Annotated in this window: 28 protein-coding genes; 8 read left to right on the forward strand and 20 right to left on the reverse strand. The window is 45.7% G+C overall.

Features of this window, described 5'->3' with window-relative positions:
- The first annotated feature begins 10 nt into the window (after window positions 1-10).
- Window positions 11-511 carry a DMT family transporter gene (locus K8U60_RS11855; RefSeq protein WP_223639164.1) on the forward strand — a complete coding sequence of 167 codons (501 nt, stop codon included), beginning with the start codon at window positions 11-13 and terminating at the stop codon, window positions 509-511.
- Between the two features lie 89 nt (window positions 512-600).
- Here the strand turns inward: K8U60_RS11855 and K8U60_RS11860 are convergent, their stop codons facing one another.
- From K8U60_RS11860 to K8U60_RS11885, 6 genes are all read right to left on the reverse strand, one after another.
- Window positions 601-2,532 carry a fructose-1,6-bisphosphatase gene (locus K8U60_RS11860; RefSeq protein ID WP_223639387.1) on the reverse strand — a complete coding sequence of 644 codons (1,932 nt, stop codon included), beginning with the start codon at window positions 2,530-2,532 and terminating at the stop codon, window positions 601-603.
- Window positions 2,533-3,112: 580 nt separating this feature from the next.
- A complete protein-coding gene (locus K8U60_RS11865) occupies window positions 3,113-3,676 on the reverse strand; it encodes a DNA-3-methyladenine glycosylase I (protein WP_223639167.1) in 564 nt (187 codons plus the stop codon).
- A 133-nt stretch (window positions 3,677-3,809) separates the two neighbouring features.
- Window positions 3,810-5,099, reverse strand: a complete 1,290-nt coding sequence (gene ilvA, locus K8U60_RS11870) for a threonine ammonia-lyase IlvA (protein WP_223639171.1) — start codon at window positions 5,097-5,099, stop codon at window positions 3,810-3,812.
- Window positions 5,100-5,393: 294 nt separating this feature from the next.
- Entirely contained in the window at window positions 5,394-7,820 is a 2,427-nt protein-coding gene (gene parC / locus K8U60_RS11875; RefSeq protein WP_223639175.1) for a DNA topoisomerase IV subunit A, read from the reverse strand.
- A complete protein-coding gene (gene parE / locus K8U60_RS11880; RefSeq protein WP_223639179.1) occupies window positions 7,817-9,787 on the reverse strand; it encodes a DNA topoisomerase IV subunit B in 1,971 nt (656 codons plus the stop codon). Before parE ends, parC begins: the two co-directional genes overlap by 4 nt.
- A gap of 119 nt (window positions 9,788-9,906) precedes the next feature.
- Complete coding sequence (locus K8U60_RS11885; protein ID WP_223639183.1) at window positions 9,907-10,320, reverse strand: CoA-binding protein; 414 nt, start codon at window positions 10,318-10,320, stop codon at window positions 9,907-9,909.
- Between the two features lie 130 nt (window positions 10,321-10,450).
- On the opposite strand from K8U60_RS11885, the gene plsY reads away from it, so the two are divergent.
- Together plsY and K8U60_RS11895 are read left to right on the forward strand one after the other, a co-directional pair.
- On the forward strand, window positions 10,451-11,041 hold the full coding sequence (plsY, locus tag K8U60_RS11890) for a glycerol-3-phosphate 1-O-acyltransferase PlsY (RefSeq protein WP_223639390.1): 591 nt from the start codon (window positions 10,451-10,453) through the stop codon (window positions 11,039-11,041).
- A 22-nt stretch (window positions 11,042-11,063) separates the two neighbouring features.
- A complete protein-coding gene (locus tag K8U60_RS11895; protein ID WP_223639186.1) occupies window positions 11,064-11,354 on the forward strand; it encodes a HesB/YadR/YfhF family protein in 291 nt (96 codons plus the stop codon).
- A gap of 15 nt (window positions 11,355-11,369) precedes the next feature.
- On the opposite strand, the gene K8U60_RS11900 is transcribed toward K8U60_RS11895, so the two are convergent.
- The 4 genes from K8U60_RS11900 to K8U60_RS11915 all read right to left on the reverse strand — a co-directional run bounded on the left by K8U60_RS11900 (window position 11,370) and on the right by K8U60_RS11915 (window position 15,631).
- Window positions 11,370-11,678 carry a hypothetical protein gene (locus K8U60_RS11900; RefSeq protein ID WP_223639189.1) on the reverse strand — a complete coding sequence of 103 codons (309 nt, stop codon included), beginning with the start codon at window positions 11,676-11,678 and terminating at the stop codon, window positions 11,370-11,372.
- Entirely contained in the window at window positions 11,662-12,102 is a 441-nt protein-coding gene (locus tag K8U60_RS11905) for an acyl-CoA thioesterase (RefSeq protein WP_223639393.1), read from the reverse strand. Before K8U60_RS11905 ends, K8U60_RS11900 begins: the two co-directional genes overlap by 17 nt.
- 181 nt (window positions 12,103-12,283) lie before the next feature.
- Complete coding sequence (acnA, locus tag K8U60_RS11910) at window positions 12,284-14,998, reverse strand: aconitate hydratase AcnA (RefSeq protein ID WP_223639192.1); 2,715 nt, start codon at window positions 14,996-14,998, stop codon at window positions 12,284-12,286.
- A 141-nt stretch (window positions 14,999-15,139) separates the two neighbouring features.
- Window positions 15,140-15,631, reverse strand: a complete 492-nt coding sequence (locus K8U60_RS11915) for a DinB family protein (protein ID WP_223639195.1) — start codon at window positions 15,629-15,631, stop codon at window positions 15,140-15,142.
- Between the two features lie 224 nt (window positions 15,632-15,855).
- Between K8U60_RS11915 and K8U60_RS11920 the strand changes: the two genes are divergently transcribed.
- The 3 genes from K8U60_RS11920 (at window position 15,856) to K8U60_RS11930 (ending at window position 17,891) form a co-directional block, all read left to right on the forward strand.
- Window positions 15,856-16,716 carry a tyrosine-type recombinase/integrase gene (locus tag K8U60_RS11920; protein WP_223639198.1) on the forward strand — a complete coding sequence of 287 codons (861 nt, stop codon included), beginning with the start codon at window positions 15,856-15,858 and terminating at the stop codon, window positions 16,714-16,716.
- A 279-nt stretch (window positions 16,717-16,995) separates the two neighbouring features.
- Complete coding sequence (locus K8U60_RS11925) at window positions 16,996-17,538, forward strand: cysteine hydrolase family protein (protein WP_223639201.1); 543 nt, start codon at window positions 16,996-16,998, stop codon at window positions 17,536-17,538.
- Window positions 17,539-17,630: 92 nt separating this feature from the next.
- Window positions 17,631-17,891, forward strand: a complete 261-nt coding sequence (locus K8U60_RS11930) for a GlsB/YeaQ/YmgE family stress response membrane protein (RefSeq protein WP_223639204.1) — start codon at window positions 17,631-17,633, stop codon at window positions 17,889-17,891.
- Between the two features lie 38 nt (window positions 17,892-17,929).
- Here the strand turns inward: K8U60_RS11930 and K8U60_RS11935 are convergent, their stop codons facing one another.
- Entirely contained in the window at window positions 17,930-18,568 is a 639-nt protein-coding gene (locus tag K8U60_RS11935; RefSeq protein ID WP_223639207.1) for a lytic transglycosylase domain-containing protein, read from the reverse strand.
- Window positions 18,569-18,722: 154 nt separating this feature from the next.
- Between K8U60_RS11935 and mscL the strand changes: the two genes are divergently transcribed.
- Window positions 18,723-19,112, forward strand: a complete 390-nt coding sequence (mscL, locus tag K8U60_RS11940) for a large conductance mechanosensitive channel protein MscL (protein ID WP_223639223.1) — start codon at window positions 18,723-18,725, stop codon at window positions 19,110-19,112.
- Window positions 19,113-19,120: 8 nt separating this feature from the next.
- On the opposite strand, the gene K8U60_RS11945 is transcribed toward mscL, so the two are convergent.
- From K8U60_RS11945 to K8U60_RS11960, 4 genes are all read right to left on the reverse strand, one after another.
- The gene (locus K8U60_RS11945) at window positions 19,121-19,684 is read right to left on the reverse strand and encodes an SCO family protein (RefSeq protein WP_223639226.1); all 564 of its coding nucleotides are present in this window, start codon (window positions 19,682-19,684) and stop codon (window positions 19,121-19,123) included.
- Window positions 19,685-19,779: 95 nt separating this feature from the next.
- Window positions 19,780-19,908, reverse strand: a complete 129-nt coding sequence (locus K8U60_RS11950; protein ID WP_142827916.1) for a YvrJ family protein — start codon at window positions 19,906-19,908, stop codon at window positions 19,780-19,782.
- Between the two features lie 56 nt (window positions 19,909-19,964).
- Window positions 19,965-20,180, reverse strand: a complete 216-nt coding sequence (locus tag K8U60_RS11955) for a DUF2922 domain-containing protein (protein ID WP_223639229.1) — start codon at window positions 20,178-20,180, stop codon at window positions 19,965-19,967.
- A 22-nt stretch (window positions 20,181-20,202) separates the two neighbouring features.
- Window positions 20,203-20,421, reverse strand: a complete 219-nt coding sequence (locus K8U60_RS11960) for a DUF1659 domain-containing protein (RefSeq protein WP_223639232.1) — start codon at window positions 20,419-20,421, stop codon at window positions 20,203-20,205.
- Window positions 20,422-20,540: 119 nt separating this feature from the next.
- Here K8U60_RS11960 and K8U60_RS11965 point away from each other — a divergent pair, with 119 nt between their 5' ends.
- Window positions 20,541-20,975 carry a DUF2621 domain-containing protein gene (locus K8U60_RS11965; RefSeq protein ID WP_142827912.1) on the forward strand — a complete coding sequence of 145 codons (435 nt, stop codon included), beginning with the start codon at window positions 20,541-20,543 and terminating at the stop codon, window positions 20,973-20,975.
- 14 nt (window positions 20,976-20,989) lie between these two features.
- Here the strand turns inward: K8U60_RS11965 and K8U60_RS11970 are convergent, their stop codons facing one another.
- From K8U60_RS11970 to K8U60_RS11990, 5 genes are all read right to left on the reverse strand, one after another.
- Window positions 20,990-21,490 (reverse strand): CcdC family protein, encoded by a 501-nt coding sequence (locus K8U60_RS11970; RefSeq protein WP_223639250.1) that lies wholly within the window; start codon window positions 21,488-21,490, stop codon window positions 20,990-20,992.
- Window positions 21,483-21,806, reverse strand: coding sequence for a thioredoxin family protein (locus K8U60_RS11975; protein ID WP_223639253.1), 324 nt, complete (start codon window positions 21,804-21,806; stop codon window positions 21,483-21,485). Before K8U60_RS11975 ends, K8U60_RS11970 begins: the two co-directional genes overlap by 8 nt.
- Window positions 21,807-21,830: 24 nt before the next feature.
- Window positions 21,831-22,541 (reverse strand): cytochrome c biogenesis CcdA family protein, encoded by a 711-nt coding sequence (locus tag K8U60_RS11980; protein ID WP_317851927.1) that lies wholly within the window; start codon window positions 22,539-22,541, stop codon window positions 21,831-21,833.
- 390 nt (window positions 22,542-22,931) lie between these two features.
- On the reverse strand, window positions 22,932-24,716 hold the full coding sequence (locus K8U60_RS11985) for an ABC transporter ATP-binding protein (RefSeq protein ID WP_223639275.1): 1,785 nt from the start codon (window positions 24,714-24,716) through the stop codon (window positions 22,932-22,934).
- Window positions 24,716-26,470 carry an ABC transporter transmembrane domain-containing protein gene (locus K8U60_RS11990; RefSeq protein ID WP_223639279.1) on the reverse strand — a complete coding sequence of 585 codons (1,755 nt, stop codon included), beginning with the start codon at window positions 26,468-26,470 and terminating at the stop codon, window positions 24,716-24,718. Before K8U60_RS11990 ends, K8U60_RS11985 begins: the two co-directional genes overlap by 1 nt.
- Window positions 26,471-26,472: the final 2 nt, after the last annotated feature.

A 26,472-nucleotide genomic window follows, 5' to 3' on the forward strand; every position in this document is an offset into this window, starting at 1 on the left:
GAGAATCTGTATGGCAATCGGCATCTTATTGGCATTACTCGGAGGCGCGTTTGTCTGTCTTCAAAACACTTTCAACGCCAACGTTAAAAAACATGTCAGCGTCTGGTCCACTACGGCCCTTGTCCTGCTTCTCGGATTTCTGGCTTCACTGGCCGCAGGTCTCGCTTTTGAAGGCAGCCGGCTATTCGAATTCCAGGCACAGCCCTGGTTTTGGTTCAGCGGCATACTTGGCGTCGGCGTCGTGGCCTGCGTGACACAGGGCGTCCAGATTCTCGGACCCAGCCGCGCCATTTCCCTGATCATGGTGTCGCAGATTTTCTTTGGCTTGATGTGGGATACGCTCGGATGGTTCGGCTTGGAAAAAGTCGCTTTCACATGGCAGTCCCTGCTCGGCGTTCTGTTGATCAGCGGCGGTGTCCTGTTGTTTCAGCTGGGTCCAAGACTGGAACAGCACAACGCTTTAAAAAGAAAATCCGTCGGGATGGATGGCTCTGCAAGGCGCCCTTTATAGAACCCGTCGGCAAATGAGTGGGATGTTAAACAGAAAAGGAAGAGCCACAGAGTTGCGGCTCTTCCTTTCTTCATTCGATTCAACTGCTGTCACTTCATGTAACGGTATTCCCTCAAGCTGTTTAAATTGAAGATTTCCTGCATTAATCCTTCTCCAATATTCGTTTCCCTGACTTTTTTCCGCTCCAGCTCTTCATCAACCAGCCGTTTTGCGGACAATACATCCGTACCGTTCTGCAATACCTCTTCTTTGGAGTTGAACAGCTGATGCGCCACCAGCTGCATGCCATAGGAGTTGTATAACAGCGTATAGCCGGCAATTCCTGTGGTTGATTGGTAGGCTTTTGAGAATCCGCCATCGATCACCAGCATCTTGCCGTTCGCTTTGATCGGGTTTTCCCCATCGCGTTCCTTGACCGGCGTATGGCCATTGATGATGCGTCCGTAATCTGGATTCAAGTCAAACTCCTCCAGCATCTTACGGCACATTTCCTCATCTTCACGCAAATAATAATATGGATTCTTCCGCTCTTTATGCGTCTCTTTATCTTTGATGAAATAGCGCTCAAATGTCGTCATCTCGCGTTTGCCGAAAAGGGATGAATATTCCCCTGTCCACAAGTACCAGACCATATCGGTCGCAAAGTCATCGGTTTCCTCGGGATGGACGAATGAATGCCGGAGATACCGCTCGAAAAGGTCCAATAGATCCCGGCCGGCATAGTCTTTCCCTTCAATCTCCATCTTCTCCATATTGCCTTCTTCATCCAGCGGTATACAGCCATGGATCAACAGATTGCCGTTGTACTTCAAATAAAGGCTGCCTTTTTTCATCAGGAAATTCATATGTCTTGCCAATTTTTCCGAATGTTGAAGAGAGAACAGCAGCTTATCGATGACCTGCTGTTCTTCTTCCAGCAATTCATCAGGTTTTTCCGGATTGACGGTCGCAAAACAGCCATTTTCCAGTGGATAAGTTTTTCCGTGGATTGTTGCTTCATTTTTTTCATAATCGACTTTTTCAAGCAGCAGCCGGTCTTCCATCGCAAAGCAGGGACGTCTTTTGATGATCGGACTTTCCAATTTAAACTGAATGATGGAAATCGCCTGATGGATTTTAGTGATCTGCAGCTGTTCCTGCTCTGTCAGTTGTTCATCCGCAATTCTTTTCGGACGGAAAGCCGGATTGTCCTCATAATATTTTTCCGCCAAATTCAACAGCGGTCTCAGGTTGATGCCGTAGACATCTTCGATAATATCCAAATTATTGTAGCGCGCGCATATGCGAAGGATATTCGCTAGGCACACTTTAGAGCCGGCAAAGGCGCCGATCCAAAGTACGTCATGATTTCCCCATTGAATATCAACTGAATGATAATCGATGAGTGTATCCACAATCTTATGCGGATCCGGTCCCCGGTCATAGATATCGCCCACCACATGCAGATGGTCCACGACCAATCGCTGTGTCGTGTAAGCCAACCCGATAATCAGCTTATCGGCTTGTCCGAGTGAAATAATCTGATCCACCATTTTGGCGTAGTACTCTTTTTTATTTTTGAACTCGTCCGTTTTGTAGAGCAGCTCTTCGATGATATAGACAAACTGTTTCGGCAAGGCTTTGCGGAGCTTCGAACGTGTGTATTTGGACGATGCATAGGACACGAGCTTCAGCATCCGTTCAATGACCTCTATGTACCATTCCTGCAATTCCGCTTTATTGCTGAAAGTGCTTTTGATCAATTGCAGTTTTTCTTCCGGGTAATAGACCAATGTCGCAAATTCGTTGAGCTCTTTCTGGCTCATTTCATCTTTGAACAAGTCCTTGATCTTCACTTTCACATTTCCCGAACCGTTTCGCAGAACATGCTGGAAAGCTTGGAATTCCCCGTGTAAATCGCTTACAAAATGCTCGGTTCCTTTAGGCAAATCAAGGATTGACTCAAGATTGATGATTTCAGTCGCAACTTTTTCTTCACTATCGTATTTTTGCGCCAATAGATCCAAATATTTTAAGTTCAACATACTACATCTCCTTTCGCGACTCGTTTTATTCTTCTGCCGTTTGGCAAAAAATAAGACGGCTACTGTAAAGACCACTCGTTATTCAGAATGTCGTTAACTTTGCATAAACTAAACATTTACATGCGCTCAATTAAATGGTTTTATTTGGATATAAGACTCACTATACAGCTCTTCTTCGCCTGCAAAAGAGAGAAATGGAAGCCTTCTCTTAGTATTAGAGATACCAATAAACAAAAAGGAGAAAAATAGTCTTTCTATTACTCAGTTTACCGCAGAAACCCTATAAGCTCTAGTGGAAAAAAGAGAAGCCGTCTGAACTGTAAAGAAGCAGCTTAAAAACGGGCTGAAACCCGTCGATAATACATAGAGATTGTCTAGTTCATTAATTCATTTGGAAAGCTGTCTGTATCTTATTCTGCTTTTATATGGCAATTCCTTTAAGTCAAAAAAAGCGAGGAAGTGATCACTGCACTTTCTCGCTTTTTACCTTGTTTAAACTTCGGAAACCTGCTGGAATTCAAAGAACCAGCACCAAACTGAAGATTCACCTTAACCGACAACCGCCACTGGCGGTCGTTTATTGTTTCACTATTCGGTAGTCACAGCTATTGATGTGGTCATGGACCATCCCGATGGCCTGCATAAACGAATAGGTCGTCACCGGTCCCACGAATTTAAAGCCGCGCTTTTTCAATTCTTTGCTGAGCTGGACAGAAAGCGGCGATTGCGCAGGAATCTGTGCATCGGTCTCCCAATTATTGTGGACCGGTATGCCATCTGTAAAGCTCCATAGGAAATCAACGAAACTTCCCCACTCTTTTTGAATGCTTTGTACCGCCTGGGCGTTGGTGCGGACAGACTGGATTTTTGCGCCGTGCTTGACTACAGTATAATTCTCTTTGATGGACGCAAGCTCTGCATCCGACAGCTCCGCACAATAATCAACGTCGAATTGATGGAAAGCTTCCTGATAGGCATTGCGCTTTGATAACACAATATTCCACGATAATCCGGCCTGTGCACCTTCCAGAATCAACATTTCGAAAAGATAGCGGTCATCCCGGCTGGGCCTGCACCATTCTTCATCATGATAGGCTTGCATCATGGCATTGCTCTGAGCCCATAAACATCGATTTCCCACTTAGTCCACCTCGTTCCTGTAGTTGATTCCACTATACCACTGAAGAGAAGTCTCCACTTTATAGACTTTTTCGGAATACTGAAAAGGACGTCCACTAATCGTGAACGCCCTTTCGTCTAGGTCAAACCTGCCATTAGATCAATAAATTGAACAGCAGAGAATCATTATTGAGGTCTTTATATGGAAAACCGTTTTCTGTCATGCGTTTGACAAGCGGCTCGTAGTCCTCCTGGCATTTCAGTTCGATTCCGACCAAGACCGGTCCTTCTTCACGATTTGTCCGTTTCGTGTATTCGAAATGGGTGATGTCATCATTTTCTCCAAGAACCTGCTCCATAAATTTACGGAGCGCTCCAGCACGCTGTGGGAAAGTGACGATGAAATAATGCTTCAATCCCTCGTAGATCAGGGATTTTTCTTTGATTTCCTGCATCCGCTCAATGTCATTATTGCCCCCACTGATGACGCAAACCACGTTTTTTCCTTTGATGTCATCTTTATAGAAATCAAGGGCTGCAACGGATAATGCGCCAGCGGGTTCTGCGACGATGGCATTTTCGTTATACAGCTGCAAAATCGTCGTGCAGACTTTACCTTCGGGCACCAGAGCGATGTCGTCCAAGACATCTGAACAGATGGCCATGGAAAGATCCCCAACCTGTTTGACTGCAGCGCCGTCGACGAATGTGTCGATGGTATCCAGACGCGTCACCTGTCCATTGGCGAGAGAAGCTTTCATCCCTGCAGCTCCGGCCGGTTCCACACCGATCAGTTTTGTCGAAGGGCTGATTCCTTTCAAATAAGACCCGACACCGGATGCCAATCCGCCGCCGCCGATTGCGCAGAACATATAATCGACGCGCTCCTGCATATCATTCAGCACTTCTACCGCAACTGTCCCTTGTCCAGCGATGATACGGCTGTCGTTGAATGGATGGACAAACACCTTTTCTTCCACCGTGCAGTAGTCCATCGCCGCAGTGAAAGAATCGTCAAACGTATCGCCCGTTAATACTACCGATACTTTGTCTCCGCCAAATCGCTTGACCTGCGATACTTTTTGACGCGGAGTCGTCAATGGCATGAAAATCTTCCCTTCAATGCCGAGTGCGAAGCACGAGTAGGCCACACCTTGTGCGTGGTTGCCGGCGCTGGCACAGACGACGCCTTTAGCACGGTCTGCTGCGCTTAGGCTGCGGATGAAGTTATAGGCTCCACGCAGTTTAAAGGAACGAACCACTTGCAGATCCTCACGTTTCAAATAGACATTGCATTCATATCGTGCGGACAATAATTCGTTTTTCTGCAACGGAGTTTTATTGACGACATCCTTGAGCGCCTGGTTGGCCACCATAATCTCTTCCACCGATACTCTAGATAGCTTTACTTCCCTGTCAAGCTCTGTGATGTTGCTCTTAGCCATAGATGTCACCTTCTTATTTTTATTTATCTCACTACTCTACCACATCAGAGCGTTTACTTGGTAAGAAAATTGCGACAATTCAATGAAAAGTTTTTTCCATCTTGTCTTTATCGAACTTAAAAGCAGTTGTAAAACGTTCGAATTGAAGATTGTTGATTATTCATTTTTACAAATGGTTCACCCTTAATATTATTCATTGAATATTTATGAATAATAAATATAACTCAGTTAAAAAATGAATACCTTGAATAAAAAAAGCCCCATCCCTTTGAATAAAGGGTGGGGTTATTCGTATTACTCTTTTAGCTCGACACGGTAGGCGGAAATCACTTTTCCATCTGCCGCTTCATCCGCGATGAAGGAACCGTTCGAATAACGGTCCACATTCTTCAACGAATTCGCAATCAGTGAAATGCGTGCGCCTTTGTCGGTTTCTAGTATGATTTCTTCTTTTCCGGTTGCAGCGACTACAGCAACCACACGGTGAGCATTCGATTTCAACTCACGGAGCATAACGACCCCGCGCTTCGCACGGCTGCCGCTCTCAAACTCCTGCAGCTTCATTTTCTTCGCCGCACCGCGGTGGGTGATCAACACCAATTCCTGCTTCACTTCCGGGTCGATCATAACAGCGGAAACTGCTTCATCCCCATCTTTCAGATTGACGCCTTTGACGCCCCCGGTACGAAGGCCGGTGAGCGGAACTTCCTCCAGTGGGAAACGTAGACCATAGGCTTGCTTAGTCCCAATGAACAACTCAGTTTCCTTCGTCACCAATCCTGCATAGATCATCGCATCACCCGACTTCAGGTTCATCGTCTTAATCGCACGTGAATAACGCTGAATATGATAATCCTTCAACGCTGAACGTTTGACCTGCCCTAATTTAGACACCGTCAGGATGCTGGCATCTGCATCGAAGTTTTCAAACGGATACACTGCAAGGATGGATTCATTGGCATCCAATTGAACAATGCTGGATAAATGCTGGCCAAGGTCTTTCCATTTGATGTCAGGCAGCTCATTGATCGGCTGGTAAACAAAGTTTCCTGCAGTGGTGAATATCAGAATGGTATGCTGCGTATTCAAGTTGCCTTCGAACAGCAGATAATCCGTTTCTTTCATCGCAAAGTCCTTGCCGTTTGAAGCGGCATGCGAACGTGTACTGGTCCGCTTGACATACCCTTCTTTGGTTACGGTCACTACCACTTCTTCGCTTGGAATCATGATTTCGCGTGTAATGGTAATTTCTTCTATTTTATCTTCAATGACGGATCGGCGCGGTTCTGCAAATTGCTTGCGTATGTTTGCCAATTCTTTCTTGATGACATTTTTTAATTTTGTTGAACTGGTCAGAATCCCTGTCAATTCAGCGATCAATTTTTTCAGATCGTTTTCTTCTTTTTGCAGTTCCGTAATGTCTGTATTGGTCAAACGGTATAATTGCAGGGAAACAATCGCTTCCGACTGTGCTTCCGAGAAATCGAATGACTCAATCAGGTTATTTTTGGCATCGCGTTTATCTTTTGAAGAACGGATGGTCTTGATCACTTTGTCCAGAATCGATAGAGCTTTCATCAAGCCTTCCACAATATGCATACGATCGCTGGCTTTTTGGAGATCGAACTCAGAGCGCTTGGTGATGACTTCTTTCTGATGTTCGATATAGGCATCCAGCATCGTCTGTAAAGTCATCATTGTTGGACGGCGTTTGTAGATGGCCACCATATTGAAGTTGTAGCTGACCTGCAGATCGGTATTTTTATACAGATAGCTCAAAATTCCGTTTGCCTGGACATCTTTCTTCAATTCAATGACAATCCGCAACCCGCTTCTGTCCGATTCATCCCGCACTTCGGAGATGCCTTCAAGCTTGCGGTCGAACCGGTGGTCATCAATTTTTTTGATCATATTGGCTTTATTGACTTCAAACGGGATTTCCGTAATGACGATCTGCTCTTTCCCGCCTTTTAACGGTTCCACTCGTGCTTTTGAACGGACAATGATTTTGCCTTTGCCGGTTTCATAAGCTTTACGGATGCCATCCACTCCCTGGATGATGCCCCCAGTCGGGAAATCCGGTCCTTTAATGACAGTCATCAGTTCTGCGACCGTCGCTTGCGGGTTGTCCATGCGCATCAATACCGCATCGAGCACTTCATGAAGGGCGTGCGGTGGGATATCGGTGGCATAGCCGGCAGAAATACCGGTCGATCCGTTGACCAGAAGGTTCGGGAATCGAGCCGGCAAAACAGTCGGTTCCATATCAGAATCATCAAAGTTCGGGATGAAATCCACGGTGCCTTTGTTGATGTCCCGCAGCAGTTCAGAAGAAATAGCAGATAGACGGGCTTCAGTATAACGCATCGCAGCAGGCGAATCGCCGTCCATCGAGCCGTTATTACCGTGCATTTCAACGAGCATGTGTCGGATTTTCCAATCCTGGCTCAAGCGCACCATCGCCTCGTAAACAGAGCTGTCTCCATGTGGATGGTAGTTACCGATGACGTTACCGACGGTTTTGGCCGATTTACGGAACGCTTTATCGTTGGTGTTGCCTTCATGGTGCATGGCATATAAAATACGGCGCTGAACAGGTTTCAACCCGTCACGGGCGTCCGGCAATGCCCGGTCCTGGATAATGTATTTACTGTAACGGCCAAACCGATCGCCGATTACTTCTTCCAGTGGCAAATCCTGAAATCTTTCGGTTTGTGTCATACAAGTTCCTCCTCAGCGTGAATCAAATCATTTTCAAGAATATTGCTGTCTTCTTCAAGTCCGAAGTCGACGTTGTTTTCAATCCATCTGCGCCGCGGTTCCACTTTATCACCCATCAAGGTAGTGATGCCGCGTTCTGCACGTGCACTGTCTTCAATCGTAACCCGGATCAACGTACGGGATTCTGGGTTCATAGTCGTTTCCCATAACTGGTCTGCGTTCATCTCACCTAAACCTTTATAGCGCTGCAGTGTATAGCCTTTACCGACTTTTTGAATCGATGCATCCAGATCCGATTCTGTCCAGGCGTAGTCGACCACTTCTTTTTTGCCGATGCCTTTGGAAACCTTGTATAGCGGCGGAAGCGCAATAAACACTTTTCCAGCCTCGATCAATGGTTTCATATACCGAAAGAAGAATGTCAGCAACAGCACTTGAATATGCGCTCCATCCGTATCTGCATCAGTCATGATGATGATTTTATTGTAGGCGATGTCGTCGATTGAAAAATCGGAAGATACCCCTCCGCCAATGGCGTGGATGATGGTTGAAATCTCTTCATTCTTCATGATTTCCTCGAGTTTCGCTTTTTCCGTGTTGACGACTTTCCCGCGCAGCGGCAGGATGGCTTGGAAGGTCCGGTCGCGCCCTTGTTTGGCAGAACCGCCGGCCGAATCTCCTTCCACCAGGTATAATTCGTTCTTCGAGGCGTTGCGGGATTGGGCAGGCGTCAATTTACCGGACAACAACGCGTCCGATTTCTTGCGCTTTTTGCCGTTTCGCGCGTCTTCGCGCGCTTTTCTGGCGGCCACTCGAGCCTGGGATGCACGAATTGCTTTTCGCACCAAAGAAGCGCTGAGATCAGCATTTTCTTCCAGGAAATACATCAATTTTTGGGACACGACTGAATCGACGATGCTTCTTGCTTCACTGGTTCCAAGCTTGCTTTTCGTCTGCCCTTCAAATTGCAGCATGCCTTCGGGGATGCGGACGGAAACGATGGCTGCCAATCCTTCGCGGATGTCGGAGCCTTCAAGGTTTTTGTCTTTTTCCTTCAGCAAGTTGATTTTTCTGGCATAGTCGTTGAAGACGCGTGTCATGGCTGCTTTTGCACCGGTTTCGTGGGTACCGCCATCGCGGGTCCGTACGTTGTTGACGAACGACAGGATCGTTTCGGAATAGCCATCGTTGAACTGGAACGAAAATTCGATCTCCATTTCGTCCTGCTGCCCTTCGATGTAGGCTACTGGATGAAGCACGTCTTTTTCCTCGTTCAGGTAAGATACAAACGCTTCAATGCCGGTTTCGTAGTGAAAAATGTCCTTTGCTTCTGTCCGTTGATCGAACAATTCGATCTTCAATCCTTTCAACAGGAAAGCAGACTCGCGCAGACGTTCGGAAAGAGTTTCGTAATTGTATTTGGACACGGAGAAAATAGTTTCATCCGGCAAAAAGTGGATCATGGTGCCACTTTCTTTTGTCGAACCGATTTCTTCCAGAGTCGTGGCCGGCTTGCCGCCGTTTTCAAATCGTTGGCGGTACTTCTTGCCGTCACGGTAAATCGTCACTTCCAGAAATTCGGATAAAGCATTGACGACCGATGCACCGACGCCATGAAGGCCTCCGCTTGTCTTATAGCCGCCCTGGCCGAATTTTCCTCCGGCATGGAGAACCGTCAGAATCACTTCCGGAGTGGGTTTTCCGCTTCGGTGCATTCCTGTAGGCATGCCGCGTCCATAATCCCGGACACTGATGCTGTTGTCTTCATGGATGGTTACAGTAATTCTGTCCCCGTATCCTGCAAGCGCTTCATCGACCGAGTTATCGACAATCTCATAGACCAAGTGGTGAAGCCCGCGTGTATCCGTCGAACCGATATACATCCCCGGACGCTTTCTAACGGCATCTAAGCCTTCGAGTACCTGAATTGCTTCTTCGTTGTATGCCGTATTTTGAATTTTAGCCATCTAATTCCCTCCAACAAACATTTGTTCGCATAATAATCTCTCTTAATCGTATTCTATTTTGTAGGCATCTGTCAAACTTCATAGAAAAAGAGCGCTGAGCGCCCTTTAGCAGTAATGCCTTATTTCAGAATGGCGTGTTCCACTTTGATGCAACGGTCCATAATGACTGTGTAACCTGCATCAGCCAAGCGATTGAATACGTCTTCATCAACTACATTTAATTGTGTCCAGAACACTGGACAATCGATTTTCATGAACTCTTCAGCGATATCTTCTAAAAACTCACTTCGCCGGAAAACATTGACGATATCCACTTTTTCTGGAATCTCACTCAAAGAGGCGTAACTTTTTTCACCCAGCACAGTATCTGCTTGCGGATTGACTGGGATGATGCGGTAACCGGCACGTTGCATGGATTGCGAGACGATATGGGAAGTTCGGCTCGGATTCGGACTGAGGCCAATTACAGCAATTGTTTTCGCATTGTCGAGTACGTTTTTGATTTCTTCACGGCTAGGATTGTTCAAGATCATCACCTGTCCTTTTTATTCTATCATACACGAATTCGTCCTGCCTGTTGAATAATTTGCCATCTATTGTTCAAAGAACTTCAGTCATGGTAAACTGATACTACAAAATAAGGTTGTTTTAAAGGAGTTCATGATGACTATACTGCTTCCCATTCTACTCGCTTACCTGCTCGGCTCGATTCCGTCTGCCTTATGGGTCGGGAAACTATTTTACAACACGGACATCCGCACACAAGGAAGCGGAAATTTAGGCGCTACCAACACATTCCGGACCCTCGGGAAGAAAGCCGGAATTGCTGTCACGCTGCTGGATATCCTGAAAGGAACGGCTGCAACGCTGATTCCCCTCTATATCGCAACTGACATTCATCCGCTGCTGCTTGGAGTTCTTGCAGTCATTGGTCACATCTATCCGGTGTTCGCTAAATTCAAAGGCGGCAAAGCAGTTGCGACATCAGGCGGTATCCTTCTTGGCTATCAATGGCCATTGTTTATCATGGCGGTGGCAGTGCTGCTCATCGCTTTGAAGATCACGAAAATGGTGTCGTTGTCGTCTATTATCCTGGCTGTCGTTTTCATCATCTATACGACTTTTTATGGGATCTACACGGGAGATTACCTGTTTATGATTGTCATCTACATTCTGGCTTTGTTCATCATTTTCCGCCATCGTGCCAATATTTCCCGGATCCGAGCCGGAACTGAGCCAAAAATCAACTGGTAAACCCAGTGGAAGGACGTGTGATATGCAGATTAACATCAGTCAAGACGCACTCGATTGGTTTAAAAAAGAAATGGAAGTGGCTCCGGGAGAAGCAGTTCGCTTTTTCGTCCGCTACGGCGGTTCCAGCAAGCTGCAGCCTGGATTTTCATTGGGTGTAACCAAAGATCAGCCGTATGAAATGGCTGTCCAGGTGGAACAGGACCAAGTCACCTACTTTATTGAACAAACCGATGTCTGGTATTTTGACGGCCACAATCTACAGGTCAGCGTCAATGATGACTTACACGAACTTGATTATTCATATACAAAATAAAAAAGCATGAATAATTCATGCTTTTTTATTTTGCAGTTTATTCAGTTGCTCCAGTTGGCCTTCATTTTGCAGGATTGCTTTTTGGCGATCGCCGAACAAGTCAAAATGGGGGTAATTGCCGCGCAAATCCATCCACTCACGGTGCAGACCGTACTGCTTGCCCCATGTCTCCAGCTTATCCAAGTCGCAGCAACCGACTTTGGTGACCGTACTGCATCCCGGAAAGCGCTCATCCACCCAGTAATGGGTCAAAAATGAAATCTGTCCGTTGGCGACTCCCTGTTTCCAGCGCTCCAGCTCGTCCCGCTTAATTCCGAACGCCATCGACAGCCTGCTTTTTGATCTCTTCGTATTTCTCATGCCATTCCGGATAGATTTTCTTGATGGAAACCGGACGGAACGACTCTTTTTTGACTACTACATGCTCGGATGTTGCGGTTGCGGCAATCGCACCGTCTTCATGGACGATTTCGTAGCCGTATTTGGTCCGCAGGCGTCCGTGTTCCTCCACCCAGGTTCGGACATAGGCTTTCTGTCCATAACGGAGAGCCGCTTTATATTGAATGGAAATATCGGTCACAGGAGACAAGTAGCCATCTTTCTCCATGCCCGCATACGTGAATCCCAAGTCTTCGATCAGTTTGGTGCGGCCGATTTCCAGCCAAATAATATAGTTGGCATGATAGACAACCCCCATTTGATCGGTTTCCGCGTAACGGATTTCTATTTCTTTTTCGCTTATGTACATGTCCATTTCACCTCTTTACCAGTATACAAGATATTTCTTCTTTATATAACAGAAAAGGCTACCGGGAAATTTCCCGGCAGCCTTTTTGTGTAGATTTTCTACATTATGAAAATATAACTTTCAGCTGGAGACTTATTGTAAAGACTCCAGCGCCCAGATTCGATGGGAGCTTACGCTTTTCTTATACTTCTAACAATTTGTTGCGTAGCACCATTTGCAGGATGCCGCCGTGGCGGAAATAATCCACTTCCACTTCGGAATCGAAACGTGCCAATACTTTGAACTCAGTCACTTTACCGTCTTCAGCAGTAGCTGTAACAGTAAGGACGTCGCGTGGTTTCACGTCATCAGACAAGTTGACGCTGATGGTTTCGTGTCCAGTCAATCCAAGAGAATCTGCGCTTTCGCCGTTAACGAATTGCAATGGCAGAACGCCCATCATTACAAGGTTTGAACGGTGAATACGCTCATAGCTTTCAGCGATGACTGTTTTGATGCCTAGAAGGAATGTACCTTTAGCAGCCCAATCACGTGAAGAGCCCATGCCGTAGTCTTTACCAGTCAAGACCACAAGTCCTGTGCCTTGTTCCTGATACTTCATGGCAGCATCGTAAATTGCCATTGTTTCGCCAGTTGGCCAGTAAGTCGTGTAACCGCCAGTTGTTCCTGGAGCTACCTGGTTACGGATACGAATGTTGGCGAATGTTCCGCGCATCATGACTTCGTGGTTACCGCGACGAGATCCGTAAGAGTTGAAGTTACGTGGCTCTACGCCGTTTTCACGAAGGTATAGTCCGGCTGGCGTATCTTTGCCGATGGCACCAGCTGGTGAAATGTGGTCAGTCGTGATCGAGTCTGCGAATTTCGCAACTACGCGAAGGTCAGCCAACGGTTGGATCGGAGCCGGCTCTTTTGATAGACCTTCAAAGAATGGCGGGTTCTGGATATAAGTTGATGTCGCATCGAACTCATACAAAGAATCGTCGTTCGTTTCAATCGCGTTCCATGCTTCGTTCTCATTGAATACGTGCTCGTATTCTTTGCGGAACAATTCTGGAGTGACTGTGTCTTTAACGACTTGTTTGATTTCTTCGGTTGATGGCCAGATGTCTTTAAAGAAGACGTCTTTGCCGTCTTTGTCTGTGCCGATCGGCTCAACTGCGAAGTCGATATCCACTGTACCAGCAAGTGCATAAGCAACAACCAGCATTGGAGATGCCAAGTAGTTAGCTTTTACAAGCGGGTGGATGCGTCCTTCAAAGTTACGGTTACCTGACAATACAGATGAAACCAGCAAATCGTTGTCCAGAATCGCTTCTTCGATTTCAGGAAGCAATGGACCCGAGTTACCGATACATGTTGTACAGCCGTAGCCGACAAGGTTAAAGCCGATTTGGTTCATGTAATCCAACAAACCTGAATCGTTCAAATAACCCGTAACAACTTTAGATCCCGGAGCCAATGAAGTTTTCACGTAAGCAGGTGGAGTCAATCCTCTTTCAACTGCTTTTTTCGCTACTAATCCAGCACCAAGCATTACGTATGGGTTGGAAGTGTTTGTACAAGATGTGATTGCTGCAATCGCCAAAGCACCAGTCTTCATATCAACATTTCTGCCGTCTTTGAAGTTAACTGTTGCAGTTTTTTCGATTTCAGCTGCATCAAGTGCAAAACCGTGTGGTCCTTCTTCGCCAGTTACAGCTTTGTTGAACTCAGGTTTCATTTGAGATAAAGGAATCAAATCCTGTGGACGTTTCGGTCCTGCAAGGTTTGGTTCGATTTCAGAAAGGTCGATTTCCACAAGGTCTGTGTAGATCGGATCTTCGTTCTCAACAGTGAAGAACATATCGTTTTCCTGCAAATACTTCTTGGTTACAGCGATTTGTTCTGCATCACGTGCAGTCAAACGCATGTAATCAAGTGCTTCGTCGTCAACTGGGAAGAATCCGCAAGTTGCGCCGTATTCTGGAGCCATGTTGGCAATTGTTGCACGGTCAGCAAGCGGCAATGTTGTAACGCCAGGGCCGAAGAACTCAACGAATTTACCAACTACGCCTTTTTTACGCAATGTTTGAGTGACTTTTAACGCCAAATCGGTAGCAGTTGCACCGTTTGGAAGTTCGCCAGTCATTTTAACTCCGATAACTTCTGGAATTGGGAAGTAAGAAGGCTGTCCGAGCATGCCAGCTTCAGCTTCGATGCCGCCAACGCCCCATCCAAGAACACCGATTCCGTTGATCATTGTCGTATGTGAATCTGTTCCGACCAATGTATCAGGGAATGTTTCGAATGTACCATCTGCATTTTCAACTGCATGGACAACGTTTGCCAAGTATTCAAGGTTTACCTGGTGAACGATACCAGTTGCAGGTGGAACCGCACGGTAGTTATCATAAGCTTTTTGAGCCCAGCTAAGGAACTGGTAACGCTCAGCGTTACGATCGAATTCAAGTTCCATATTGATGCGAAGTGCATCTTCTGTTCCATAGTTATCAACCTGTACAGAGTGGTCAATTACAAGATCCACTGGAATTTCAGGGTTGATTTTGTTCGGGTCTCCACCCATTTCAGCCATTGCTGAACGAAGTGCAGCCAAATCGACGACTACTGGTACGCCAGTGAAATCCTGAAGGATAACGCGTGAAGGCTTGAATGGAACTTCTGCCTCTTTGTTGGCATCTTTGCCCCATTTTGCTAATTCTTCAACGTGCTCGTCTTTGATCACATATCCGTCATGCTGACGCAATACGGATTCCAATAGAACTTTAATTGAATAAGGGAGGCGTGATACTTTAGCGACTCCTGCTTCTTCTAATGCTGCTAAACGATAATAGTTATACGTTTTGCCATTTAGCTCAAAAGAAGTGCGGCTGTTGTGCAAACTGCTCTTTGCCATTTGTGTGTTCCTCCTTTGAATCTTCTGAAAAGGCTCGTGACAGCGCTTTTCTCCTCTTCCATCATACCGAAAGTGGGAGCATAAGTAAATTACATTAAAATTATACATTGTGATAAGTTTTTCGAATGACTATTCTGCGAATCAATCGAGTTTGCTTAATGTCTTTTCCAGCTGCTTGAAATGCCGCTTTTCATGCAATCCGACAAATGGAAACCATTGAAAGAGCGGCACTTTTCCAAACACCGGATGATCCATCGATTTCTGTTTTAACTGTTCAGAGCTGGCGCTTGCATACACTTCATACAATAAATTATGTGAAGCGTTCAAACGCTCTTTCATCTCTTCGAGCGTAACGAATTCTTCAGTCGGCACCACATGTTTCGGTGCCTTCACTTTGAACGACCGGCTGACAGTCAACCCAATCGGTTTTTTGATCGATTTGTGGCTGTCTTCTTTCGTGAGTTCGTGGGACACCCCCCTCGCAATGGTTTTTTCCATTAATTGAAGATGATCCAGAATTTGAATTGGCGACCATTCTTCTGCTGACGGTTTTTGGTTCAGTTTTTCGTCACTCAACCCCTCTACTGCCTGAAGAATCTGGTTTCTGATTTTTGCGTTGTCTTCTTTGAACATCTCAATATCCACCTTCATTTCATCTAAATGCCTATCTCTATTAACATACCCTAATCTATCCGAATTATATACATGAAAGACAACACATTCTGCCTTGTCACCACAGCTTTCCGATAGCCAGAATCGGCAGTTTTCTCCGGTCTTGCCTAATAAGGGAAAATACGTTCTATTTGACTGAATTAATGGTATAATTTAAGGAAATTCCTTAGAAGAGGTGACGCACGATGCCTTACGGTTATGAGAAATTCCGGTTGGACAACGGCATAAGCCCGAACACGGTTGTCCATGAAGTCCAATTGATCCGCTCGCTCTTCGCTTTTCTTCGGCATACCTATAAAAAACCGGTGGAGCCGCATGACATCCGCCCTTCCGATATCCAGCAGTTCTTGCAGGATCAGCATGCATCCGGCATTAAAGACAGCACCTTGAACCGAAAACTGATCTATATCAGAAGATGGTTTGATTATATGTGGCAGATCGGACGCATTCCGAACGATTTCATGCCTAAATTTAAATTCAGTGAAAAACTTGATTTGACACCTTCCGATATCTATTTGGACTATGAAGACCTATTGAAGAAAAAAGACGCCGTACTTGAGGCGGATCATTTATCATTGAATGCCAAGATCCTCTATATCCTATATTTGCGCGGGCTTCGGCTGCGCGATATGGTGGCCATCGATGTGGATAATTTTGATGATCGCAATGGAAAACTGGCATTGGTGGTCGAAAAGAAAGACGGTTATCAATGTCTCCTGAAATTTTCGGACAAGGAGATTCCAGTCATGCTTGACGGGATTGAACGCGCCGTATTCCGTGGCACGCCATATTTGCTGTCGTCCAAAGTGAAAAACGAATACACGATGTTCCAGATGGGATCATTGTCTGATTACACTGAAGCGCTTTCCGCTTTTGTCGGCATGCCGATGCGATCCGGTGATATCCGTTTCGCTTATGTCCACTACCTCTATTCTGTTGAGCACAAAAATCTTGAGGAAATCCAGGAAATTCTGGGTGTCTCGCTCGACTCGGCATCACGTATCCTTAAGGATTCCTTGGTTCGCCTGAAAAGAGGTTCACATTAAAACAGCCTGTCCCGGAATATCGGGACAGGCTGTTTTTGGTTTCCGGTCATAAGAAAAAACCGAAATCCAAAGCAAAATTGAAAATGAGCAAAGTATGGATCACCACAAAAATCATTGCTTGCCGATCTAGTTTCTCTACGTTTTCATATTGCATCAGGACCACCCCTTCTTTATATAATAGTCTGATTATACTGAAAACTAAGTCCTATGGCAAGGATTGTTGCTTTCAGTAAGGAATGATTTAGGTTTATAATCAAGAAAAGGATTGGAGTGGATCACATGAAAAAAGCATTGTTGGTTGTCGATTACACTGTGGATTTTGTTGCGGATGACGGAGCACTGACTTGCGGAAAGCCTGGACAGGCGATTGAAGAAACGATTTGCAGACTGACAGAGGAATTTCTAACCGAGAAAGAACTGGTGGTAATGCCGGTCGATCTGCATGAAAAAACCAATGCATTCCATCCGGAGGCAAAACTTTTTCCTCCTCATAATATAAGAGGGACTGCTGGAAGAGAGCTTTACGGCCGCCTTGCGGAAGTCTATAAAGCGAATGCTGACCACATCATCTGGATGGACAAAACGAGGTACAGCGCATTTGCCGGCACCAACCTGGAGCTGCTGTTGAGTGAACGGAATATTAAGGAATTGCACATTGTTGGCGTCTGTACGGACATCTGCGTACTGCATACGGCAGTCGATGCCTACAACAAAGGTTACAAAATTTTCATCCATGAAAAAGGCGTTGCCAGCTTCGATCAGGCAGGCCACGACTGGGCTCTGCGGCACTTCACTACAACCTTAGGCGCACAAGTTTTATAATTTTTTTGCCCGTTTATGTTTCAAATGTCCTGAATCTGGTTATACCTAGAGTGTAGCAATTATTCATTACATTCGAAAAGGAGCTGGAAAAAATGGGTATTATTTTATATTTGATTATGGGTGGTATCATCGGTTGGATCGCGGGTATGATTCTTGGTAAAGATGTACCTGGCGGCATTATCGGGAACATCATTGCAGGTATCGTAGGTGCTTGGTTAGGTGGATTGATTCTTGGAGACCTAGGTCCAGTCGTTTGGGGCGTAGCTATTATCCCAGCATTAATCGGTGCTTTGATCTTTGTATTCGTTCTTAGCCTGATTATGGGATCTATGAGAAAAGGCCGGAGAGCCTAATAAAAAAGAGTGGACAATGTCCACTCTTTTTTTTGCGTTCAATTGTATTCTTCTTCATACACATTGTAATAATGCAACACGTCAGCGACATACTCTTCACTATGATTATACTGGAAAATTGCGCTTTCCAAGTCCCCTTCGGCGGCACCATTCTGTGACAGGTAATTCGCAGCGCTGTACAAGGCATCCGTTAAATTATAGGGATCCGCAATGCCATCTCCGTTGCCGTCGACTCCATAACCTCCATAATAGGCAATCACATCAAGGTTTGTCTTATCTTCTTCACTGATTTCCCCTTGGCCTTTTCCCGAGCAGGTCGGATGGCTCCACCCCACAAAAGTGCAGGGCATAAACTGAAGATGCCCTTCTGCTCCCACTGGAGACAACAATGGATCCATTCTCGAAAACCTTGTTTCAACCCGGTGATGGGCAGCGAGTAAAGTCCAGGGAATGCTGTAGGCATCTGACGCTTCTTTATAGAGCGGAATGTATTCTTCCGGAACTTCCAGCTCCACTAAGTGGCTGGGTGCTTCTTTGATGGTATCGAATACCGAAGCGGAATTGACCATCGCGAAAACAAGGATTCCGATTGTCATCGTGACTATAGCCGCCGGTACAAAAAGAATCAGGCAACCAATCTTACGCTTCCACCTAATTGGTAATTTTTTCTTTTTCATTTCTCCACACCTATTTTTTATTTGTTTAAGTGTAGCATAAACTTTATTTTATTGCCGTTTCCTGATGAATAGCCGGCAATCTAAAACCCAATTCGTCTACTATATTAAATTTCTTATGATATGATTAACTAGTTGAAAACAGGAGGTGAGTTATATGTGGGAAGACTTTAAAAAATTCGCGTTGAAGGGGAATGTCCTTGACCTTGCTGTAGCAGTAGTCATTGGCGCCGCTTTCGGTAAAGTGGTTTCTTCTTTGGTGGAAGATATCATCATGCCGGTTGTCGGAATTTTGGTCGGTGGAATCAGTGTGGAGAATTGGAGTTATACGTTCAATGATGTTGTTTTGAACTATGGCCTATTTATCCAATCCATTATCGACTTTTTCATCATTGCTTTCTCGATTTTCATGGTTATCCGCATCTTCACCAAGATGAAACGCAAAAAAGACATACCTGCCGACGAAGAGCCGGAAGTGCTGGACAAAACCCAGGAAATCCTTCTCGAAATCAGAGATCTTTTGGGCAAAGAAAAAACCGGTCTATGACCGGTTTTTTACTTTTCTTCAATTAAACTCCGTAAATCAGCTTTAATATCTTCCACTGGTACATTTTCGAAGCCATCGTAATTATTGACGACAACCCCTTCTTGGTCCACTAGATAAAAACTCGTACCATGTATGACCTGGTCGCTTTCGGGATCATTGCGGACAAAGGATTTGAAATTATCTTTCGCAAACTCCGCTATCTCCGGTTGTGTATAGCCGGTAAGCAAATGCCATTTCGATTCATCCGGCACCGAATACTGGGCTAAATACGTCTGCATCGTTTCCGGTGTATCCACACTCGGGTCCACACTGAATGCTACGATTTTATAGTCCTGCAAACCTTCTGCTTCCAGCTCTTCCTGGATCCCGCTTAAATTGAACGTCATTGGCGGACAAACCGTTTCGCAATTTGTGAAAACAAAAGTTGCGAGCCAAGGTGTACCTTCCAGATCCTCTAAAGTAACCGGTTCTCCCCTGTGGTCTGTAAAGGAAAAATCGTCTATCGCAGAATTGCCGCATGCCGATAACAATAGAGCCAAACTCAGCAAAACTGACAAAGAAATATATCGCATAAAAATTGCCTCCACTCTTTCATCATTCTTATCATAGCGAAAGTGTAGAATCTTCACAATACACGTTCCACTGCCATTGTCACGATTTTGTGAAGTCAGGACAGTTTCAATGTAAGCAATGCATCATGAATGGCGACCAATTTCGTCTCCACACGATGCATCAAATAAAAAGATACAAAAATGGGGAATCCGAGTTCCTGAATCCATTGCATCCACTCAGCCATTGTTTTCACTCCTTTCTAACTAAAAAAAGCTCTCCCGAATCAGGAGAGCTTTTTGCTTATACTTCGTACTCCACAATATTCCGTTCGACGATTCGTGCACCTTTTATCGTACCGAGTGGTGAACCTTCCACCTCAAAGATATCCTGGGCAATGATTGCCTGCATTCCAACTGCCAATTCCGCATCTGTGACATTGGCACGCGGCTCATCCACGGTCAACGTAACGTCTTTCCCTTCAATATTCGTAAAAATCAATTCCAATGTTTTAGCCATTTCCTATTCCCCCTTATGCTGATTATTGGTAGATCGACGTTGCGGATTGTTTCTCAATATCCATCAATGTCTTGGTTCCGAAGTTCGTCAATACGGCTGCCGTTTCGAAGATTCCTTCTGCAGCTGCTGTTTCTTTGACGTTGTGGTACGACTTGAATTTGCGTTTCACTTTGCCATTGGCATCCAACCCGTTGTCGTATGTGCAGCGAATGCTGGCGTTTTTAAATTCACTAAAAGCCATGTTTCTCACCTCCTTTCATTCGCTATATAGACATAGTTCAGAAAAAGAGATACATTTTTAATGAATTTCTTTACAAAGCCTTCTATAATAGAAGTAATGGAAAAATGAGGTGAAACAATATGGAACTAAGTGGCTGGTTTTTATGGTTTATCCTATTTTGGGTAGTCGTGCTGGTAGGGCTTTTCGCAATCGGGGGATATTTCATGTTCAGAAAATTCCTCAAGTCCATGCCGAAAGAAGATGGTCTTTCGGATCTGAACTGGGAAGAATATTACGTCGATAAAACCATTCATTTATGGGGCGATGAAGAAAAAGCGATGTTAAATGAGTTGGTGCAGCCGGTTCCTGATTTATTCCGCCCGGTGGCTAAGCAAAAAATCGCTGGCCGAATCGGACAAGTGATGCTTGAAGAAAAAGTCAAAAAGATGAAGCTTGAACATATCATCCGCGGCTACATCCTGGCAACTCCGAAACGTGACCATAAATTCTTAAGAAAAAAATTGGCCGAGATGGAGATTGATGTCCGTCCGTACGAACAATATTTCGAACAGTAAAAAGCGCCATTCCCTTAAATGGGAATAGCGCTTTTATCCTTTGAAGCGATTTTTTTGTATTGCCACAGCATGGTGAGCCGCCATGGCCAAAGCATTCCGAATGCCAGGATCCAGAACATGCCGCCCAGTTCTCCGATATCGATGCTTGAACTTAACACCACTTTTCCAATTACGCGAACCAGCAGAAGCCCGAACAAAATAAAAACAAATGCTTTCGATTGCTTCAAATAAATATCGCCGTCACGGACTTCGAACTTGGAAGTCCAAATCAAAACAGTTGAAAATAGGATGCCGACCGCCAATGCTTCAAAGATCTGCAGAGGCGCAACCCGGAAAAACGGAAAGATGAACATTAATGCACCAGTTGACATGAAAAACGGTGGAAGAATGATTTTCTTGACTGAGGCCGGTTTTTTTGCAGATTTCGAACGGACAAACATTGCGAACAACCCCATCGCCAATGCACCAATGGTAGTGATGATTAAATACACTTCAGTGGGGATTTGATCAAGCATTTAAACTCCCCTCCAACTCATCCAATCTGCGGCGCAACTCTTCGATCGGTACGAACCGGGCAAATCGATGGATTTCCTTGCCTTGCCGGTACAACAGGACAACAGGTGCTGTAAACAGCATCAGCTGGCCTGCCAGCTCTGGTACCTCTGCGGCATTGACCAAGTGGAATGGCAGTTTGTAGTCATTTTCGAATGCTTCGACCTGGGGACGCAAACCTTCACAGACTGAGCAGTTATCCGTTTTGACAAAAAGCAGAAACGACTGCTCTTGACCAATTTTAGCTTGGTATTCTTCTATCGCTGAAATGGTTTCCATCTTTGTCACCTACTTACTATCATTTTAAAATCCTTGAAAATCACCGAAGAACGGGCTCAGAATCCGGATTAAATACGTCATGCCATCGAAAAACAGCAGGATGCCGACTCCAATCATAACATAACCGCCGATATTCATGATCTTGCGGTTATGCTTGCGCAGCCAGCCCATCCGTGTCACGAAGAAGGACAGAACGAAAAATGGAATGGCGAAACCGAGTACATAGGCCAGCATATACCAGACACCAGACCCAGGATTGGTCGCAGCAAGAGCGTAAATAGCGGCAGTAATCGGACCTGTACAAGGTGTCCAACCAGCTGCGAACGCCAAACCGATGATAAATGTCCCTAAAAAGCCGGACGGACGGTTCTTGAACGAGAACTTGCGGTCTTGCATCAGTAATTTAGGTGAGAAGACCCCAACGATCATCAATCCGAATAACACGATAAAAATCGCGCCCACTTGGCGGATCAATTCATCATAGCGGATGAACCACTCATAAAAGAATGATGTACTGAAACCGAGTGCGATAAATATAGTTGAAAATCCTAATAAGAAAAATAATGTATGGAACATGCCCCGTCGTTGCATGACTTTTTTATCGTTCTTGATCTCATCCATAGTCATGCCTGTTATATAAGATAAAAATGCAGGATACAAAGGCAGTGTACATGGCGAAATAAAACTTAAAAAGCCTGCTCCAAAAGCTAAAAATAAATTAATATCAGATCCCACTGGGTATTCTCCTTCCTGTGCTCTTCCCATCTTACCAAATTTCCAGTGGAAACACTGCCTCTGCGCCTGTGAAATCTTTGTGGACAAAATAACAGCCGTTTGATTGCTGAACTGATTGGACCGGCAGTTTCCATCTTCTTTTTGCTGCTCTCAACTCTTTTTTGTTCCTTGAAATAATAGCCCTGCCTATCTGCTCCCTCAAAAATCTTCCGTTTAATTAGGGAATTTTTCTTGCTTCTTTTAGCTAGTATTGATTTTTCTTGTTGACGGTTTTGATTTTTATCCGAAAACCTTTTGTAGTTTACTACATAGTAAATGAAAACAAGCGTTTCCCTCTTTTTAACGATTCTTTTTCCATAAAAAAAGAACGGCCAGAGCCGTCCATTGTTTTTATTCCACAATACTGTTTTGCAAAAGATACATTTTATGGTATAACCCGCGCTGCTGAAGCAATTGTTGATGCGATCCGCGCTCGACGATTTCGCCTTGATGCAGCACAAGTATCAGTTCAGCATCTTGAATCGTACTGAGCCTGTGCGCAATCGCTATGGTCGTCCTTCCGCGCCGCATACGTTCGAGGCTCCCTTGGATCGCCACTTCCGTTTCTGTATCGATGTTTGCCGTGGCTTCATCAAGCACCAAAATCTTCGGATCCGTCGCCATCGTACGAGCGAATGCCACCAATTGGCGCTGTCCGCTTGAAAAAGTCGATCCCCGTTCAGTGACTTTCTGGCTATAGCCTTCCGGCAAAGCTTCGATGAAACGATTCGCTTGCACAAATTCCGCCGCTTCCCGTATTTCCATCTCCGTAATTGACTGATCGTAAAGCCGGATGTTGCTCTCAATCGTTCCATAAAACAGGAATGGATCCTGCAGCACCAACCCCATTTTCCTGCGCAATTCGGCAGTTCGATATTGTTTCACCGACACGTCATCTATCAGGATTTCGCCTCTGTTGAATTCATAGAAGCGCATCAATAAATTGATGATGGAACTTTTTCCGCTGCCAGTGTGGCCGACAAGTGCTACAGTCTGTCCCGGCAACGCCGTAAAGGATATATTCTTTAAGACATCGGCATGCCCGTCATAGGAAAAACTGACATTCCGAAACTCGATTTTCCCATCTTTGATCTTTAACGCCACCTCTTCCTGTCTTGGTGTTTTCTCTTGTTCATCCAAGAGCAGGAAAACGCGCGATGCAGCGACAATGGCCTGTTGAAATATCGACAGCCGCTGCATCACTTGATTGATCGGCTCAAAAAAGCGGTCGATATAAGTGACGAATACATAAATGACGCCGACTTCCACAGTATTCGAAAACGAAGTGATGCCAAAATAGCTCAGCAACATAATCAGCGCCAACGCATAGACAAGATCGATTGCGGGACGCAGCAGCAAGCCGTCGATTTTGATGTTGCGCTTGCCCGCCTGCCAATGCTTGTCATTGATTTTATTAAACTCATCCTTGAGGCGCGTTTCCTGGCCAAAAGCCTGGATCATGCCCATGCCCTGGACCGATTCGGATAATTTGGCGTTCAGCTGCCCCAGGCGCTCCCGCAGATCCTGGTAAAATACCGAGCTGTATTTGCGGTAAAGATAGATGATCCACCCAAGTATCGGCAGCAAGGCCAACGTGATGAGCGCCAGCCGGACATTGAGGAAGAACATGGCGATATAGACGCCGACAATCAGGAATGCACTTTGGATAAAGCCGATCAGGACGGTGACGAACATTTCCTTGATCGCTTCGGTGTCATTGGTGACTCGCGACACGATGCCTCCTGCAGGGGTCTTATCGAAATAGCGCATGCCGAGTCCGTGCACTTTTGTAAAAACATCGATCCGCAGCTGCTGGATGATCTTCAATGCGACTTCCTGAAACTTCAGCATCTGAAAATAACTGATGATGACATTGGAAGTTTGAATAAATAAGTAAGCGGCTGCTAATCCAACAATCGGTCCAGTGGGAAAGGTTCCAGGAGTCAAGTAGTCATCGATGAAAATTTTTATGAGCAATGGTCCCAGTACATCCCCGAATACAGTCAAAATCAGTAGCCCCATAGCCAATGCCAGCATTTTTTTATGCGGTGCCAAGTATTTTAATAGGCGCTTGAAGACGATCCATTGATCCCGGCCGGTCAGCTCCTGTTGTTTTTCGGTTTCTTTGGCCAGCATTACACCTCGCCTCCTTGTTCGACAAGCGCTTCCAGTTGCTGCAGCTCATACATTTCGTAATAACGTCCTTTTTTCCGCATCAGTTCTTCATGCGAACCGATTTCCGCAACCGTCCCCTCATCCATCACCAGTATCTGATGCGCATGCTGGATGGCACTCAACCGGTGCGAGGTGATGATGGTGGATTTCCCTGCCCGCGTCTGTTTCAACGATTTCAGTATGGCTTCTTCCGTCTTGGCATCCACTGCAGACAGAGAATCATCCAAAATCAGCAATTCAGGATCTGTCATCAATGCCCGCGCAATCGAAATCCGCTGCTTCTGGCCTCCGGACAAGGAGACGCCGCGCTCTCCAACTACCGTGGCATAGCCTTCGGTAAAGTTGCTGATGTCTTCGTGGATATGTGCCAATAGAGCCGCATTCTCGACTTCATGCAATTGTGCATCCGGCCGTGCAAAGGCGATATTGCCGGCAATGCTTGTTGAAAACAAAAAATGATCCTGAGGCACATAGCCGATCGCCTGCCGCAAACGCTGCTTTTTATAGGCATCGATGGAATGGCCGCCAAATACAATGGATCCGCTATAGTTTTCGAACTCGCGCAGCAGCAAACGCAGTATGGTTGATTTTCCAGAACCCGTCTTGCCGGCAATGCCCAATGTTTCACCCTGTCTAAGCGTAAAATGAACATGCCGAAGCGCTGCCCGGTCATCACCTGTAAATTTGAATTGCTCCAACGAAAAGATCAGATCGCCAGCCGGATCCTCATCGATGGCATCTTCACGGTCATCGATGTCGATCGGTTCCGCCAACAGCGCACGGATGCGGTCATAGGAAGCCCGGCCGCGTTCCACGATATTGAAGAGCCAGCCGAACGCCAGCATCGGCCAAACCAAAAGGCCAAGATAGGCAGTAAAAGCGACCAGATCGCCGATAGTCATATCACCGTTCACCACAAAATAAGAACCAAAGCTGATGGTCAGGAAATAGCAGATCCCGATGATTGCGGAAATCGTCGGATCAAACAGCGAATCGACGCGCGCCACCCGGATATTTTCATCGACAACACGTTCTGAAAGCCTAGTGAAATCCTCAATATCCTGCTGTTCCTGGCCGAACGTCTTGATGACCTTCATTCCTGAAATGCTTTCCTGCGTCTTGTCGTTCAGTCCGGAAAAAGCCTGTTGTGCTCCATGAAAACGCTGGTGCATCAATTTCCCGTAATAATTAGTCAGAAAGGCCATCAAGGGCATCGGCAACAGCACGATCAACGTCAATTTCCAATCGATGGTGATGGTCATGGCTGCGATGACAAATCCTCCCGTCGCAATCGAATCGACCAACGTCAATACACCTGCCCCGGCCGTTTGCTGAACCGCCTGCAGATCATTGGTCGCATGGGCCATCAAATCTCCGACACGCCGTTTTTGATAGAAAGCCGGGGACATTTGGGTGAAATGCTGAAACAGCCGCTCTCTCAGATTCCGCGCCAAAATAATGGATGAACCGAATATCAGCAGCCGCCACATGTATCTAAGGGCATACATCGCTAAAGCTGCCCCTGCTAAAATTGCCAGCCATTGCAGCAGGTAGGCTGGTGTCAAAGTACCTTGGCTGATGCGGTCCACTACAAATCCAATGATGCGCGGAGGCAAAACCCCTAAAAATGCCACAATGAGCAATAAAAAAATCCCTATGGCATATTGCTTTTTCCGTTCCTTAAAAAACCAGCCCAATTCCCAAAATACACGCATTG

The organism is Planococcus circulans (genome assembly GCF_020023385.1).
Classification (GTDB): Bacteria; Bacillota; Bacilli; order Bacillales_A; family Planococcaceae; genus Planococcus.